This is a genomic window from Pollutimonas harenae, assembly GCF_004153685.1.
Classification (GTDB): Bacteria; Pseudomonadota; Gammaproteobacteria; order Burkholderiales; family Burkholderiaceae_B; genus Pusillimonas_C; species Pusillimonas_C harenae.
The window spans coordinates 803,611-817,120 of record NZ_SDQD01000002.1 but is presented as its reverse complement, the minus strand read 5'-3'; the positions used below and the strand labels follow the sequence as shown (position 1 = coordinate 817,120).

Genomic DNA, 13,510 nt, shown 5'->3' with positions numbered 1-13,510 from the left:
TACTGAGCCAGCTTTTTTTGTATCCTTGATTTGAGGTTTGAGAACCTTGCAGTTTTGTGTCAGAAGCGAGTAAGAGGTGTTGTACAGTCAGTGAAACACCAGAGCAGGAGCACACATGAACGAGCAAGCACACAAGGTGGTCATAGTCGGTGGCGGCGCCGGAGGCCTGGAACTTGCTGCCAAATTGGGACGCAAGCACGGGCCTGCCCATGTATTGCTGGTCGATAAAGATGGTGGGCATATCTGGAAGCCTTCCTTGCATGAAGTTGCGGCCGGCACGCTGGATATTCACCGCGAAAGCCTGTCGTATTTCATGCTGGCCAAGGATTGTGGTTTTACTTTCATTTATGGCGAGGTTCAAGCCATTGATCGCGAAGCCAGGCTACTGTCGCTCAAACCCGTGTTCTCCGACACTCAGGATGAAGTATTCCCCGCCAGGAGCATCGCCTACGACACGTTGGTGATGGCGGTGGGCAGCAAGTCCAATTTTTTCGGAACCCCGGGCGCAGCCGAGTTCGCCATCGCGCTCGACTCCACCAACGAGGCCGAACGCTTCCGCTTGCGCCTGCTGCACCAACTGGTGCTTGCAAGCCGAAGAAAAGCGGCACAGCCTGGCTACAAGCTGAATATCGGTATTGTGGGTGGTGGCGCCACAGGGGTTGAGTTGGCTGCCGAGCTGCTGGAAGCGTGCGCCGATGCCTCGTTTTATGGGCTGAACGATCTGGATCCCGCCAGCGACATACGTATTACTTTGCTGGAAGGCAGCCCACGTATTTTGTCCGCCTTACCTGAAAAAATGTCGGCAGCGGCCCAGAAGCTGCTGGAAAGCAGGGGCGTCGTCGTCAAGACGTCGGTGCGTGTTTCAAGCGTGGAAACGGATGCGCTGATTGACGGTGAAGGCAATCGCTATCCGGCCGATCTTTGCGTATGGGCTGCGGGCATTGAAGCGCCCGCATGGTTATCCCGGCTTGGGCTAGAGGTCAATCGCATCAATCAGTTGGTCGTGGACAGCAATCTGCGCAGCTCTGACCCAGCCATCTATGCGCTGGGCGATTGCGCCCAGGCGTCCTGGCTGAGCGAGGATCGTCCCTTGCCCGCCCGTGCGCAGGTGGCGCATCAGCAAGCCAACTTCCTGATGGACACTCTGAGTGACCGAATCAATGGCCGGCAGCCTCAAGATCGAGCATTTCATTTCCGGGATTATGGTTCACTGGTATCGGTAGGGCATAGCAAGGGGGTAGGCAACCTGATGGGTGTTCTGTCGGGTAAAAGCTGGTTCGTCGAAGGGTTGCTGGCACGGCTCATGTACATGAGCCTGCATTTGATGCATCACTGGGCCGTGCTGGGCCCAGTGCGTACCGGTACGCTGGCAATAGGGCGTTTGTTCATGAAGCGCGCCGCACCTCGGGTGAAACTGCATTAAGTCTCCAGCGGCATCGCACTACAATGAGTAGATGCAGTGTGGCAAGGAAATGCAAGCATGAAGTTTTACGCACAAATAAATTCGCCTTTGGGCGCCATGTTGCTCAGCTCCAATGGCACCCACCTCGAGGGCCTGTATTTTGCGGGCCAAAACGATTGTCCGATTGTGGACGGTTTGCCTGCTGTAAAGCCCGGCAAGGCTGATCCAACCGCTGGCATGATGGCGGGTGCGGCGATCAAAAACTTCAAAGCCTACAAAACAAGAATTGAGCCCGATCTATTCAATGACCAGGACCTGCGTCCTACCGGCCTGAATGCGCCCAGTGATGCAGGCAAGCGCCTGACTCCCGACCGCCTGCAATCCGGCGCAGCGACTGCTACGGCGGGCGAAACACCGCAGCACCTGGTTTTGATGCAGACCGACACGCCCGATGGCACCGTTCACTTGTTTGAGCAAACACAGAGCGAACTGAAAGAATACTTCGACGGTAGCCGTCAGGTATTCACGATGCCCATTCACCTGGACGGCACCGAGTTTCAAAAGAAAGTCTGGCAGGCTCTTCTGACCATTCCTTATGGCGAATACGTGTCGTACGGAGACGTAGCGCTGGCGGCTGGTCTTACGGCACAGCATGGGCGTCCGGTAGGAACCGCAGTAGGGCGCAACCCTCTGACCATCATCGTGCCTTGCCATCGTGTTCTGGCAAGCTCTGGACGCTTGAACGGCTACACCGGTGGGCTTGAACGCAAGTTTGCCCTATTGGAACTTGAAGGTTTCACCCTGAGCTGACTCAAAATACCGGCAAGCAGCTGATGTCTGGAGGCAAAAGCTGCCAGGCTTATGGCCGACGGACTCAGTCACCTTTTTTATTACGGGTGTCATGCTTCATGATGCGTTCTTTTTCGCGCTGCCAGTCTTTTTCGCGCGAGGTATCGCGCTTATCGTGCAGCTTCTTGCCGCGCCCAAGCCCGAAATCAAGCTTGATGCGTCCGTTTTTATAGTGCAAGTTCAGCGGTACCAGGGTATAGCCACGCTGCTCCACTTTGCCAATCAGCTTGCTGATTTCTTCTGCCTTGAGCAGCAGCTTGCGTGTACGGGTCGAGTTGGGATGAATATGCGTGGACGCGGTGGGTAGCGGGCTGATGTGCATATTGATGATCCAGATCTCGCCATCGCGTACGATAACGTAGCTTTCCTTCAGCTGCACATGCCCGGCACGTATTGCTTTTACTTCCCATCCTTCCAGCACAAGACCCGCCTCGTAGCGGTCTTCGATGAAGTAATCGTGCGTTGCTTTGCGGTTATCGACAATGCTCATGAATCAATATGGTTGTAGACTGTAAAATCAATACATTCTATCCATTAACGACTCTCGATGCATAAAGTACAGCGATCTGTCTTAGTTCCACATAGTTGCGCCCAGATGTTCGACCTCGTTGCCGACGTCGCCAAATATCCCGAGTTCATGCCCTGGTGCGGCGGCACAACCGTGCACAAGCACGACGAAAACGGAATGGAAGCGTCGGTGACCATTCAAATTGCCGGCATACGGCAAACCTTCACCACCCGCAACGAACATCATTACCCAGAGCTGATCACCATTCATTTGGTCGATGGCCCATTTTCCATGTTGACTGGCACCTGGCAATTCCAGGCGCTTGCCGAAGACGCCTGCAAAGTGGTCTACACCATGGAATACGCATTTTCAAGCAAGGCGCTCGAAGCCGTTGTGGGCCCCATATTCAATCGTATTGCCACCAGCTTCATCGACTCGTTCACTCAACGTGCTTTGGCGATCTATGGTCAATGACATCAGTATCGAAGTCGTTTATGCCCAGGCCGAATCTGCCTGGCGGAAGCACGTGACGATGACGGCCGGAAGTACTGTTGAAGAGGCGCTGGCAGCCTCCCGGTTTGCACTGCATTTCCCCGATTATCCACAAGAATCCCTGGCGGTAGGCATATATGGTCAGTCATGCACACTAACGCGTGTCCTGACTGATGGCGATCGCATTGAAATATACCGGCCTCTGACTTTCGACCCAATGGAGTCCCGACGGCGGCGTGCCACGCACCGAAAAGCATTCATGACGAAGCGATTGTCACGTACATGACAAAAATAAAGGCGGCAAAGCGCTATGGTTATTAGCGGATGCCGGCCAAGCCGGTAAAGAAAATTACCGGTACCCTATAGCAGGAGGAGATAATATGGAATTCCGTCTAAGCGACGAACAAGAAGCCTTTGCACAGGCTGCACGCGACTTCGCCATAGGCGAGCTGGAGCCCCACGCTGCACGCTGGGACGCTGAAAGCATTTTCCCTCGCGAAGCTTTCGCCCGAGCAGGCGAACTAGGCTTTTGCGCCATCTACGCACCTGAAAACATCGGCGGTTTGGGTTTGCCGCGTCTCGATGCCACGCTGGTCTTCGAAGAGATGGCTGCTTACGACCCTTCAACGGCTGCTTTTCTGACCATACACAATATGGCCACATGGATGATAGGCTCCTGGGCGAGCGAGTCCGTACGCGATGCCTGGGGACCTCAGCTGGCAGCCGGCGAGAAGCTGGCTTCTTACTGCTTGACGGAACCCGGAGCCGGCTCCGATGCGGCTTCACTATCCACACGCGCCGAGCAGAAAGGCGCCGCCTATGTGCTGAATGGCGCCAAGGCCTTTATTTCCGGCGCCGGCGACACCGATCTTCTGGTGGTCATGGCGCGTACTGGCGAGCCCGGCGCAAAGGGGATCTCCGCTTTCGCAGTACCGGCCAATACGCCCGGAATTACCTACGGCCGTAAAGAAGACAAAATGGGCTGGAACAGCCAGTCGACCCGCCCCATTACGTTCGACAACGTAGAGGTGCCTGCGGAAAACCTCTTGGGCCGGGAAGGCGAGGGTTTCAAATTTGCCATGAAGGGCCTGGATGGCGGGCGCATCAATATCGCCACCTGCTCGGTCGGTGCGGCCCAAGGTGCCTACGATGCCGCCCGTCGCTACATGGGTGAACGCAAGCAGTTCGGACACGCCCTGGCCGACTTCCAGGCCCTGCAATTCAAGCTGGTCGATATGCTCACGCATATTGTCGCTTCGCGGCAAATGGTGCGCCTGGCCGCTTCCAAGCTTGATCAGCAAGATCCGCACGCCTCCTCGTATTGTGCGATGGCCAAGCGCCTTGCCACCGATCTATGCTTCCAGGCCTGCCTTGATGCCCAGCAAATACACGGGGGCTACGGCTATCTGAAAGACTATCCGCTCGAACGTCTGGTACGCGACACACGTGTGCACCAGATACTCGAAGGCACGAATGAAATCATGCGCGTCATTGTCGCGCGGCAATTACTCGAAAAAGGAGCTGACATCCGATGAATTCCCCGGTCTTGTTCGAAGAACTGGATACGGCCGATGGCCGCAAAGTAGGCCTGGCTACGCTGAATAGTCCACAAACCCTGAATGGGCTGTCGCTTGATATGTGCAAGCTGCTGGCCGCCCGGCTGCGGCAGTGGGAAGACAATGCGCAAATTGCGATGGTGGTCTTGCGAGGCGCTGGCGACAGAGCGTTCTGTGCCGGTGGCGATCTACACGGCATATACAAGGGCATGCAAGACAACAGCAGCGGACAAGCCTGGGATAACGTCTATGCACGAGAGTTCTTCGATGTGGAGTACCGGCTCGACTACCACATACATACATACTCCAAGCCCTTGCTGTGCTGGGGCAACGGCATTGTGATGGGTGGTGGAGTAGGCCTGATGATGGGCGCGAGCCATCGCGTGGTCACGACAAGCACGCGGTTTGCGATGCCTGAAATTTCCATAGGCCTGTTCCCCGATGTGGGCGGCACCTGGATGCTGTCGCGCTTGCCCGGCGGCATAGGCTTGTTCCTGGCACTAACAGGGGCCCAACTGGGTGCCAACGATTGCAAGCTGTTGGGCCTGGCCGACTATACGCTGGATGCAGAAGGCTGGGATGCGCTGCTTGCAGCTATCCAGGGTTCATCCTGGCGCGGCGATCGCCAGCAAGATGACGTAGCCTTGCGTAATTTGCTGCTTGGTTTGCAGGTTGACGAGTCTGGGCAAACTGGCCCCTTGCAAAACCATTATCAGGCAATACGACAAGCCTGTGATGGCGCCGACTTTAACGGAATCTGTGCAAATATTGCCGCCTGGCAGCAAAGTGAAGACCCGTGGCTGAAGCGGGCAGCCAGCACGTTCCTGGCAGGCTCGCCCGGCTCGGCCCGCCTCAGCTTTTCGCTGCTGCGCCGTGTGCACCTGATGTCGCTGGCCGAAGTATTCCGTCAGGAATATATTGTGTCTTTGCAGTGCGGTGTACAAGGTGATTTGCAAGAAGGCATACGCGCTTTGCTTATCGATAAAGACAAACAACCAAAATGGTCTCCAGCTGTATTGGATGAGGCCACCGATGCCTGGGTACAGCGGTTTTTCGTCTCGCCCTGGCCGGCTGATCTTGCTCATCCGCTGGCTGATCTTGGCCGCCAGGCGAGCGCCTGACATTCAAATAAAGAATATTTCTACACAAGGAGACAAAATGAGTCGTATCGCATTTATTGGACTAGGCAATATGGGTGGCCCCATGGCACTGAACTTGCTTAAGGCCGGGCACGAGCTCGTCGTGTTCGATCTGGCGGCCTCGGCACTCAAACTCGCATGCGATGCCGGCGCCACCGCTGCCGCATCGGCACAAGAAGCAGTTAAAGATGCAGACGCAGTGGTCACCATGTTGCCAGCCAGCAGGCACGTTGAAGGCCTGTATTTGGGCAACCCGGCTCTGCTTGACCACATCGCTTCGGGCACCCTGGTCATGGAATGCAGCACCATAGCGCCTGAGTCGGCACGTAAAGTGGCCGAAGCTGCCCGTGCCAAGGGCGTTCGTATGATCGACGCACCGGTCTCGGGCGGGACGGGCGGTGCGGTAGCTGGCACCCTGACTTTCATTGTGGGCGGAGAGACCGATGATCTGGAGGCTGCCCGGCCATACCTGGAAAAAATGGGCAAGAGTATTTTTCATGCTGGTGCCGCCGGCGCAGGCCAGGTTGCCAAGATCTGCAACAACATGCTGCTGGGCATACTGATGGCAGGCACCTCCGAGGCGCTGGCGCTGGGTGCGGCCAACGGGCTCGATCCCAAAGTGCTGTCCGACATCATTGCCAAAAGCTCGGGGCGTAACTGGGCAACCGAACTCTACAACCCCTGGCCCAATGTCATGGAGCACGCGCCGGCCTCTAAGAACTATGCTGGCGGATTCGGCGTAGACTTGATGCTCAAGGACTTGGGTCTGGCGGCCGAGTCCGCCCTGAATGCCCGTGCCTCTGTACCACTGGGCGAGCTGGCACGTAATCTATATTCCTTGCACAGCGCACAGGGCAACGGCGGGCTCGATTTTTCCAGTATTCTGAATTTGTATAAGAAGCGGTAGGGGCCGTGATGCATCAAGCAAGGCATCCACCTTGCTTGAGCGGCTGGCGACTAGGATGCCTCGATAGAGTAGGGTAGAGGCTGTATTTTAATTACGGGGCCGCTGGCACTCCCCAGGCGAAACTGCGCTTCAGGCAGATCGGTCAGCTGCACTTCCATCAGTATGTGAATGAGCTCCATATCGACGCTGGTACCGACTTGGGCAGGCGTTTGTGCAGCATTAATAACGCGTCCCGCCGGATTCTCTGGGTGTCTGTCATCGAAGGTATCGGTACCGGGTAGGGCAATGGCATCGATATCTGTGGCATTCTGGATCAGACCATAAGCCATCCGGCGCTTGACTGTACCCCGGTAATGGCTGCGGGCAACCACTTCCTGGCCTGGATAACAACCTTTGGTAAAGCTGACGCCGTCGATCAAATCCAGATTGAGCGTTTGCGGTATGAAAACCTCTTGTGTAGCCGTCTGCACCCAGGGCAATCCCGCCGCTATATCGGCCGCCTGCCATCGGGTGTTGGCAGCATCCGGCCAACCATCAGGGTTGAGGGTATTTGCAGCCGCCAGCCACCAGCGCACGGCTGCGCCATCGGCCCGGGGCGCTGCTATCCAATCGCCGGCATCGGTATGCACAACCGTAAAAGGCAATGGATTGCCGGGCAGCTTGGCCGCTTGCTCTGCCAGCATCGTATCGGCTTGTATTGGCGCGGCTTCGGCTGGCTCGCCGGGGCTGTGATCTAGGCTCAGACCCAGCACCTGGATGGGGGTCACGCTAAGTTTGGCCTTGGCCCTCAGGACAAACATGGAAAGTCGCTTGACTATCGATTCGGCAATGTCGGCTTTAATCAGGGCACGCAATACGGGAACTTCGGCGCTGATTACAGACCAAACCACCATGCTGCCCAGCAGTCGACCCTTGGCCGTACAGTATCCCGCCAGGCGAGCTTGGCCGGGCGCCAGGCTGCTCATGTCGTGGCTTAGCTGGCCGTGCAGGAAGGAGGCGGCATCGGCGCCGCTGATTTCAATGACGGCCAGATCGGAAAGTGGGGTGAAAAAAGATGAAGTACTCATGGATAAACGACTCTTTGCTAAACCAGACAGGAACATCAGTGTTCATGATAATGGGCTTTTATGAATTGTGCCGCATTCCCGGTGCGCTGCTGAGCGCAAATACCGTTATCGATACCGCTGCATAGGCTACACTCGTGTGCTCATGAAAAAACTCAAGCTATTCATTCTATATTTGCTGTTGGCTGCGGCGCTGCTAGCCACGGTTGTGAGCGCTGTCGCCTGGTACTGGGTCGGACAGCCCGTGGCGCTGGATAACGAGCGCATAGACTACCTGATCGAACCTGGTAGCCGACCACGCAGCATTGCCCAAACCATGAATAAGGCAGGCATCCATGTGAATGAAGATGCTTTTGTCATATTGGCGCGTCTTACCGGATTGGACAAACAATTGCAGGCGGGCGCCTACGAGGCCGCTCAAGGTGACTCCCCCAGAGTCTTGCTTGAACGCATGGCCAACGGCGACATGACGCAAACCCGACTGACCCTGCTGGAAGGCTGGAGCTACAAACGCATACGCCAGGCCCTGCGCGATGATCCCAAAGTCGGACAAACACTGGCAGGGGTATCTGACCAGGAGCTGCTGAAACGTCTGGGTTCGACAACTTCCAGCACCGAAGGTCTGTTCTACCCTGATACCTATGTTTTTGCCCCCGGCACTTCCGATTTCGACATACTGCGGCGTGCTTATCATGCGCAACAGAAAATGCTGGAAGAACTCTGGTCCGAACGCGACCCCAATCTGCCGCTGGAAACGCCTTACGAGGCATTGATCCTGGCCTCTATCGTAGAAAAGGAAACGGGGCATAGTGCCGATCGTGGACGTGTAGCTGGTGTATTCATCAATCGCTTGCGTCTGGGAATGCCGCTGCAAACCGACCCTACCGTCATTTATGGAATGGGCGATGCGTATCAGGGCCGGATTAGGAAAAAGGATCTGACGACCGATACCCCCTGGAATACCTATACGCGCAGCGGCCTGCCTCCAACGCCGATTGCCAGTCCGGGACGTGCTTCGATCCTGGCTACTCTCCATCCTGAAACACATAAATTTTTGTACTTTGTGTCACGGGGAGACGGCACGAGCGAGTTTTCCGCCAATCTGACCGCCCATAACCGTGCCGTTGCCAAATACATACTAAAACGAGGCAATTGACGCAAACCTGATGCGTTATGCTGCAAGAGTAAAATGCCAATTGACGGACCCAAGGGTAAAGCGGACATGAACAAGGGCCTTATGATTGTTGTCGACGGAGGTAATGGCGCCGGAAAAGGCACGTGCTTGCGCGATATCGAGACCTACCTGAACGACCTCGAACTAGAAGTAGTCATGACCCGCGAGCCCGGCGGCACCGCCATCGGCGAGAAAATCCGTGAGATACTGCTGGATAAGTCTGCCGGAGAAATGTGCGACGTAACAGAGTTGCTATTGTTTGCCGCCGCACGGGCGCAGCATGTACGCCAGAAAATCATCCCGGCCATCAACGCCGGTAAAGTCGTTGTGTCTGATCGCTTTGACTCGGCAACAGTAAGCTTTCAGCACTACGCGCGGGGGCTGGACCTGGACTTGATCAAACAGCTTAATGATATTGCAGTGGCAGGCCTGAGGCCGGATTTCACCATTATTCTGGACCTTGATCCGGCGCTTGGCCTGCAACGGGTTGCCTCGCGAGGCAGTGATTTTGATCGTCTCGAAAAAGAAAACCTTTCATTTCTGGAGCGTGCACGCCAAGGATATATTGATCAGGCGCAAGCTGATCCGCAGCATTTCGCTACCGTAGATGCCTCGCAATCATTCGAGCAGGTTCGTCACGAGGTCCTGCAACTTGTCGAGCAGGTCATTTCCAGGCATAAACAGGTCAGCCATGAGTGATTTTGTATCTTTCCTGCCCTGGCAACAGGACCAGGCCACAAGCTGGCTCGGGCAGCGTGAACGCTTTGCCCACGCCTGGTTGATACATGGGCTGCCGGGCATAGGGAAACGGCAGTTTGCCCTGGCCGCAGCAGCCAGCCTTTTGTGTGAGGCACCGGTCAACGGACGCGCTTGTGGCGATTGCGCAGCCTGTCTCTGGCTGCGCAGCGGCAGCCATCCTGATTTACGACGTATCCGACCCGAGGCCTTGGCACAAGAAGAGGGCATAGTTACCGCCACATCGGACGACACGGCTTCTTCTTCTGCCACCGCCAAGAAGCAACCCTCTAAAGAGATCAAGGTAGAGCAGCTGCGAGTCCTGCACACGTGGTTCAATACCGCTACCCATAGGGGCGGTTGGCGTGTGGCCGTCTTATATCCTGCGCGAGCCATGAACGCGATTACTGCCAATGCCTTGCTGAAGGTGTTGGAAGAGCCGCCTGCGCATACCGTTTTCCTGTTGGTGGCCGACGCGCCTGACCGCCTGCTCCCGACGCTGGTATCACGGTGTCGCCGCCTGCCTTTGGCTGTGCCAAATAAAGAAGCAAGCCTGCAGTGGCTGAAAGAAGAGGGTATCGAAGACGCGGGTCCATGGTTGGCTGCTGCCGGTGGCGCCCCCTTGCTTGCCAGGCAACTAGCGCAGTCCGGCCACAGCCCCTATCCGGAATGGCTGATACAACTATTGAGCGGTATTATTGCCACACCAGCCCCTGATATTGGTCCATTGGCCGATCAGCTTGAGTCGCAGATGCCGGAAATATGGATAGACGCCCTGCAGCGGACGTTTCTCGACTTGTTGCTGGCATCCAGCGGTGCACCGCTGCGCTATTTCCCGTCTCTGGGGCAACAAATATCAGCTGTGGCCGGCCGTGCCTCACCCAGTCGGCTTGCCGAGACAGCAAAGTGGTTGGCTCAACAGCGCGCAGTTGCTGGCCACCCGTTGAATACCAAGCTGTTTGCACACAGTACCCTACAACGTGTCGTACTGGCCTGCATGCCGGCATAATCGTTTGTTTTTATTGAAGAATATTATGTTTGTAGACTCACACTGTCATTTGGATTTTCCGGAGTTGGCTCAAAACCTACCGGAAATCCTGAGCCGCATGACCCAAAACCAGGTCAGCCATGCTTTGGTTGTCAGCGTCAATATGCCTGACTGGCCAGGCCTGATGGATTTGGTTGCTCCTCATGACCATTTATACGCGTCGGTTGGTGTGCATCCCGATTACGAAGACACGCCTGAGCCTACGGTAGACCAGCTGTGCGAACTGGCACAATCACCCAAGGTGGTGGCCATCGGGGAAACCGGACTGGACTATTTCCGGATGCCCGAGCCCCTTGAATGGCAGCGAGAACGCTTCCGTACACACATCAGGGCCAGCAAGCAGAGCGGTTTGCCGCTTATCATTCATACGCGTGCCGCCAGTGCCGATACGTTGCGTATCATGAAAGAAGAGGGTGCCGATGAAATCGGCGGCGTCATGCATTGTTTTACCGAATCCTGGGAAGTGGCTCAGGAGGCCATGGATCTGAATTTCTATATTTCCCTCTCTGGCATAGTCACTTTCAAGAAAGCCCAGGATCTGCAGGAACTTGCCATCAAACTCCCGCTGGAGCGCTTGCTGATTGAAACCGATTCTCCTTATCTGGCACCGGTGCCTCATCGTGGTAAAACCAACGATCCATCCAAGGTTATTCATGTGGCAGAGAAGATTGCGGAACTCAAAGGCTTGCCGCTCGCCGATATAGCAAAGCGCTCAACAAGTAACTTCTTTAGATTATTCAACAAGATAGATAATAAACTTAATCCTAATTAGTTAATGTAATTTATTTAAATTAAATTAGTTAAATAAAATAGTCTAAAGTAAATTATCTATTGTAATTATTCATGCCAAGACGGTAAGGGATAACTGGCTTGACTTCTTCTCAAGGCTGATCAAGATGAATTCCATTATGCTTTTTCACCCGGCCCCAAGGGCTAAAAGCCACCTCGGGCGCAATACTTGCCGTTTTGTTCAGATGTTGTCGCAAGTGCTGCTTGGTTTGCTGCTTTGTGGCGTCGTCCAGGCGGCCAACCCCGATAGCTGGTGGGTGGATATTGCCAACGATAGGGTCAATAACGTTCAGCAGGCTTTGGCACGAGGGGCTGATCCCAATGCACTCAGCCCCGATGGCCAGCCCGCTATCATGCAAGCCATACGCGATGGAGCCTGGAAGGTTTATGACGTATTGGCTGCTCATCCCAAGACGGTACGCAATGCCATCAATAAAAACCGCGAAACTCCGCTGATGTATCTGGCCGTTGTCGGCCAGACTCAACGTGCACAGGATTTAATCAACAGGGGGGCGTTGGTCAATCGCCTGGGATGGACCCCATTGCAGTATGCGGCATCGAAGGGGCATCTGGATACGGTAAAGATGCTGGTGGCTAACAAAGCCATCGTCAATGCGCCAGGGCCTGATGGCACAACGGCCTTGATGATGGCGGCATACGGCGGCAACGAAGCTGTTGTGCAGTATCTTTTAAACCATGGTGCGGATGCCACCATGAAAACAAAGCAGCAATACGATGCCGCACAATGGGCACGCTTGAAAAATCATAACGAGCTGGCCGACAAGCTTGATGTTGCTGCTGCCAAGGTATTGGCCCAACGCAATGGGACGGCATCAGGCAGGCCCAAGCAGCAGGCTGGCTCAGGTGGTCGTGGCGCAACTAGCGCCGATACCGCTAATGTTGGGCAAACTCCAGCCACCAATGCCGGAAACAAGACAAAAGATAGTTCGTCTTCCCGTTATTTCGATCTGGATCGCTTTAACGAAGAGCCTACACCCTGAGCAGTAGCCGCCGTCAGCCCCAGGGCGGCTACCCTCCGGTCATTAATTTGATGCGGGCATGAATTCTGGTCGAAGTATGCCTTGCAGCGAGGCATACGGTATCAGCAATTCGGGTTGCCCTGACGAGTAGGGTGCAAGTTGGTACGAGTCATACTTAACCACCAGCCCCTGGTCGGTAAAGCCGAAATTCTTGCTTATCTGGAAGGGCCACATCCGATTGAAGGTTTCCATGTCACGCTGGGCATCGGGGTGGGAAGCACGCCAAGTTGAGTGTGCCTGCTTCAAGACAGTTACATAAGCGTCATATTGACCAGGTTGAAGTATTTTTTCCAGGCTCAGTACTTTTCCGCTGTTGTTGTCCCAGTTCAGAAATTGAGTGGCCGAAATTCCATGTGCTGCTCCGGTGGTGTATTGCCAGCTGTTCAGCTCGATGACGGTCAGGGTGCGATTACGGTAGCGTGTTTTGGCAGACAGCAGCGTAGAGTCGCGTGGTGCTGCGGTTTTCCAGAAATAGTCTTCGTATTCCGCGATGGTGAAATAGGGAGGTGGTCCGCTATCACCCAGACCGGTCATTACGGCCAGGGCATGATCAACCAGTTCGGTGAGCATTGGGACGCCGGGAAATACAATGGAGTCGAGCTCTAGCGTGGGGCAGTCACCCTCGCAATCGGGCTTGGCATGCTTCCATTTGACCTCTTGAACGAACAAGCCTTCTTTGCTGGTTTGCTGGTCGGTGGCAACAGGGATTCTGGAGATATTTGCGGAAGGGCCGCTGGCACAGGCCGCGAGTACACTCAGAGCAATCGTCGTCACGCCCAAGCGAAGAAAAGGGGTCAAGTACATGCC

At 55.3% G+C, this 13,510-nt stretch carries 15 protein-coding genes; 12 read left to right on the top strand and 3 right to left on the bottom strand.

Features of this window, described 5'->3' with window-relative positions:
- The first annotated feature begins 115 nt into the window (after positions 1-115).
- Together ERD84_RS10700 and ERD84_RS16045 are read left to right on the top strand one after the other, a co-directional pair.
- Complete coding sequence (locus ERD84_RS10700) at positions 116-1,423, top strand: NAD(P)/FAD-dependent oxidoreductase (protein ID WP_130039598.1); 1,308 nt, start codon at positions 116-118, stop codon at positions 1,421-1,423.
- A 57-nt stretch (positions 1,424-1,480) separates the two neighbouring features.
- Positions 1,481-2,212 carry a methylated-DNA--[protein]-cysteine S-methyltransferase gene (locus ERD84_RS16045; protein ID WP_245150669.1) on the top strand — a complete coding sequence of 244 codons (732 nt, stop codon included), beginning with the start codon at positions 1,481-1,483 and terminating at the stop codon, positions 2,210-2,212.
- A gap of 64 nt (positions 2,213-2,276) precedes the next feature.
- On the opposite strand, the gene smpB is transcribed toward ERD84_RS16045, so the two are convergent.
- Positions 2,277-2,741: an SsrA-binding protein SmpB gene (gene smpB / locus ERD84_RS10690; RefSeq protein WP_130039597.1), complete on the bottom strand. Its 465-nt coding sequence runs from the start codon at positions 2,739-2,741 to the stop codon at positions 2,277-2,279.
- Between the two features lie 57 nt (positions 2,742-2,798).
- Here smpB and ERD84_RS10685 point away from each other — a divergent pair, with 57 nt between their 5' ends.
- From ERD84_RS10685 to mmsB, 5 genes are all read left to right on the top strand, one after another.
- The gene (locus tag ERD84_RS10685) at positions 2,799-3,233 is read left to right on the top strand and encodes a type II toxin-antitoxin system RatA family toxin (protein WP_130039596.1); all 435 of its coding nucleotides are present in this window, start codon (positions 2,799-2,801) and stop codon (positions 3,231-3,233) included.
- Positions 3,223-3,537: an RnfH family protein gene (locus ERD84_RS10680; RefSeq protein WP_130039595.1), complete on the top strand. Its 315-nt coding sequence runs from the start codon at positions 3,223-3,225 to the stop codon at positions 3,535-3,537. The genes ERD84_RS10685 and ERD84_RS10680 overlap by 11 nt, the downstream gene beginning before the upstream one ends.
- A gap of 94 nt (positions 3,538-3,631) precedes the next feature.
- Positions 3,632-4,786 carry an acyl-CoA dehydrogenase family protein gene (locus ERD84_RS10675; RefSeq protein ID WP_130039594.1) on the top strand — a complete coding sequence of 385 codons (1,155 nt, stop codon included), beginning with the start codon at positions 3,632-3,634 and terminating at the stop codon, positions 4,784-4,786.
- Entirely contained in the window at positions 4,783-5,928 is a 1,146-nt protein-coding gene (locus ERD84_RS10670; RefSeq protein ID WP_130039593.1) for an enoyl-CoA hydratase/isomerase family protein, read from the top strand. The genes ERD84_RS10675 and ERD84_RS10670 overlap by 4 nt, the downstream gene beginning before the upstream one ends.
- A 37-nt stretch (positions 5,929-5,965) precedes the next feature.
- Positions 5,966-6,853: a 3-hydroxyisobutyrate dehydrogenase gene (mmsB, locus tag ERD84_RS10665; RefSeq protein WP_130039592.1), complete on the top strand. Its 888-nt coding sequence runs from the start codon at positions 5,966-5,968 to the stop codon at positions 6,851-6,853.
- Between the two features lie 50 nt (positions 6,854-6,903).
- Here the strand turns inward: mmsB and ygfZ are convergent, their stop codons facing one another.
- Positions 6,904-7,920, bottom strand: coding sequence for a CAF17-like 4Fe-4S cluster assembly/insertion protein YgfZ (gene ygfZ, locus ERD84_RS10660; RefSeq protein ID WP_130039591.1), 1,017 nt, complete (start codon positions 7,918-7,920; stop codon positions 6,904-6,906).
- Between the two features lie 142 nt (positions 7,921-8,062).
- Between ygfZ and mltG the strand changes: the two genes are divergently transcribed.
- The 5 genes from mltG to ERD84_RS10635 all read left to right on the top strand — a co-directional run bounded on the left by mltG (position 8,063) and on the right by ERD84_RS10635 (position 12,664).
- Complete coding sequence (gene mltG, locus ERD84_RS10655; protein WP_130039590.1) at positions 8,063-9,073, top strand: endolytic transglycosylase MltG; 1,011 nt, start codon at positions 8,063-8,065, stop codon at positions 9,071-9,073.
- Between the two features lie 66 nt (positions 9,074-9,139).
- Positions 9,140-9,790, top strand: coding sequence for a dTMP kinase (gene tmk / locus ERD84_RS10650; protein ID WP_130039589.1), 651 nt, complete (start codon positions 9,140-9,142; stop codon positions 9,788-9,790).
- Positions 9,783-10,835 carry a DNA polymerase III subunit delta' gene (holB, locus tag ERD84_RS10645; RefSeq protein WP_130039588.1) on the top strand — a complete coding sequence of 351 codons (1,053 nt, stop codon included), beginning with the start codon at positions 9,783-9,785 and terminating at the stop codon, positions 10,833-10,835. Before tmk ends, holB begins: the two co-directional genes overlap by 8 nt.
- 25 nt (positions 10,836-10,860) lie before the next feature.
- Entirely contained in the window at positions 10,861-11,646 is a 786-nt protein-coding gene (locus tag ERD84_RS10640) for a TatD family hydrolase (RefSeq protein WP_130039587.1), read from the top strand.
- A 136-nt stretch (positions 11,647-11,782) separates the two neighbouring features.
- Positions 11,783-12,664, top strand: a complete 882-nt coding sequence (locus ERD84_RS10635; protein ID WP_245150668.1) for an ankyrin repeat domain-containing protein — start codon at positions 11,783-11,785, stop codon at positions 12,662-12,664.
- A gap of 42 nt (positions 12,665-12,706) precedes the next feature.
- On the opposite strand, the gene ERD84_RS10630 is transcribed toward ERD84_RS10635, so the two are convergent.
- Positions 12,707-13,507, bottom strand: a complete 801-nt coding sequence (locus tag ERD84_RS10630; RefSeq protein ID WP_130039585.1) for an RsiV family protein — start codon at positions 13,505-13,507, stop codon at positions 12,707-12,709.
- Between the last annotated feature and the right edge of the window lie 3 nt (positions 13,508-13,510).

Excerpts from the sequence above, each read along its gene's own strand:
- ERD84_RS10700 (WP_130039598.1), top strand. The coding sequence starts at position 116 with ATGAACGAGCAAGCACACAAGGTGGTCATAGTCGGTGGCGGCGCCGGA.
- ERD84_RS16045 (WP_245150669.1), top strand. The coding sequence starts at position 1,481 with ATGAAGTTTTACGCACAAATAAATTCGCCTTTGGGCGCCATGTTGCTC.
- smpB (WP_130039597.1), bottom strand. The coding sequence starts at position 2,741 with ATGAGCATTGTCGATAACCGCAAAGCAACGCACGATTACTTCATCGAA.
- ERD84_RS10685 (WP_130039596.1), top strand. The coding sequence starts at position 2,799 with ATGCATAAAGTACAGCGATCTGTCTTAGTTCCACATAGTTGCGCCCAG.
- ERD84_RS10680 (WP_130039595.1), top strand. The coding sequence starts at position 3,223 with ATGGTCAATGACATCAGTATCGAAGTCGTTTATGCCCAGGCCGAATCT.
- ERD84_RS10675 (WP_130039594.1), top strand. The coding sequence starts at position 3,632 with ATGGAATTCCGTCTAAGCGACGAACAAGAAGCCTTTGCACAGGCTGCA.
- ERD84_RS10670 (WP_130039593.1), top strand. The coding sequence starts at position 4,783 with ATGAATTCCCCGGTCTTGTTCGAAGAACTGGATACGGCCGATGGCCGC.
- mmsB (WP_130039592.1), top strand. The coding sequence starts at position 5,966 with ATGAGTCGTATCGCATTTATTGGACTAGGCAATATGGGTGGCCCCATG.
- ygfZ (WP_130039591.1), bottom strand. The coding sequence starts at position 7,920 with ATGAGTACTTCATCTTTTTTCACCCCACTTTCCGATCTGGCCGTCATT.
- mltG (WP_130039590.1), top strand. The coding sequence starts at position 8,063 with ATGAAAAAACTCAAGCTATTCATTCTATATTTGCTGTTGGCTGCGGCG.
- tmk (WP_130039589.1), top strand. The coding sequence starts at position 9,140 with ATGAACAAGGGCCTTATGATTGTTGTCGACGGAGGTAATGGCGCCGGA.
- holB (WP_130039588.1), top strand. The coding sequence starts at position 9,783 with ATGAGTGATTTTGTATCTTTCCTGCCCTGGCAACAGGACCAGGCCACA.
- ERD84_RS10640 (WP_130039587.1), top strand. The coding sequence starts at position 10,861 with ATGTTTGTAGACTCACACTGTCATTTGGATTTTCCGGAGTTGGCTCAA.
- ERD84_RS10635 (WP_245150668.1), top strand. The coding sequence starts at position 11,783 with ATGCTTTTTCACCCGGCCCCAAGGGCTAAAAGCCACCTCGGGCGCAAT.
- ERD84_RS10630 (WP_130039585.1), bottom strand. The coding sequence starts at position 13,507 with ATGTACTTGACCCCTTTTCTTCGCTTGGGCGTGACGACGATTGCTCTG.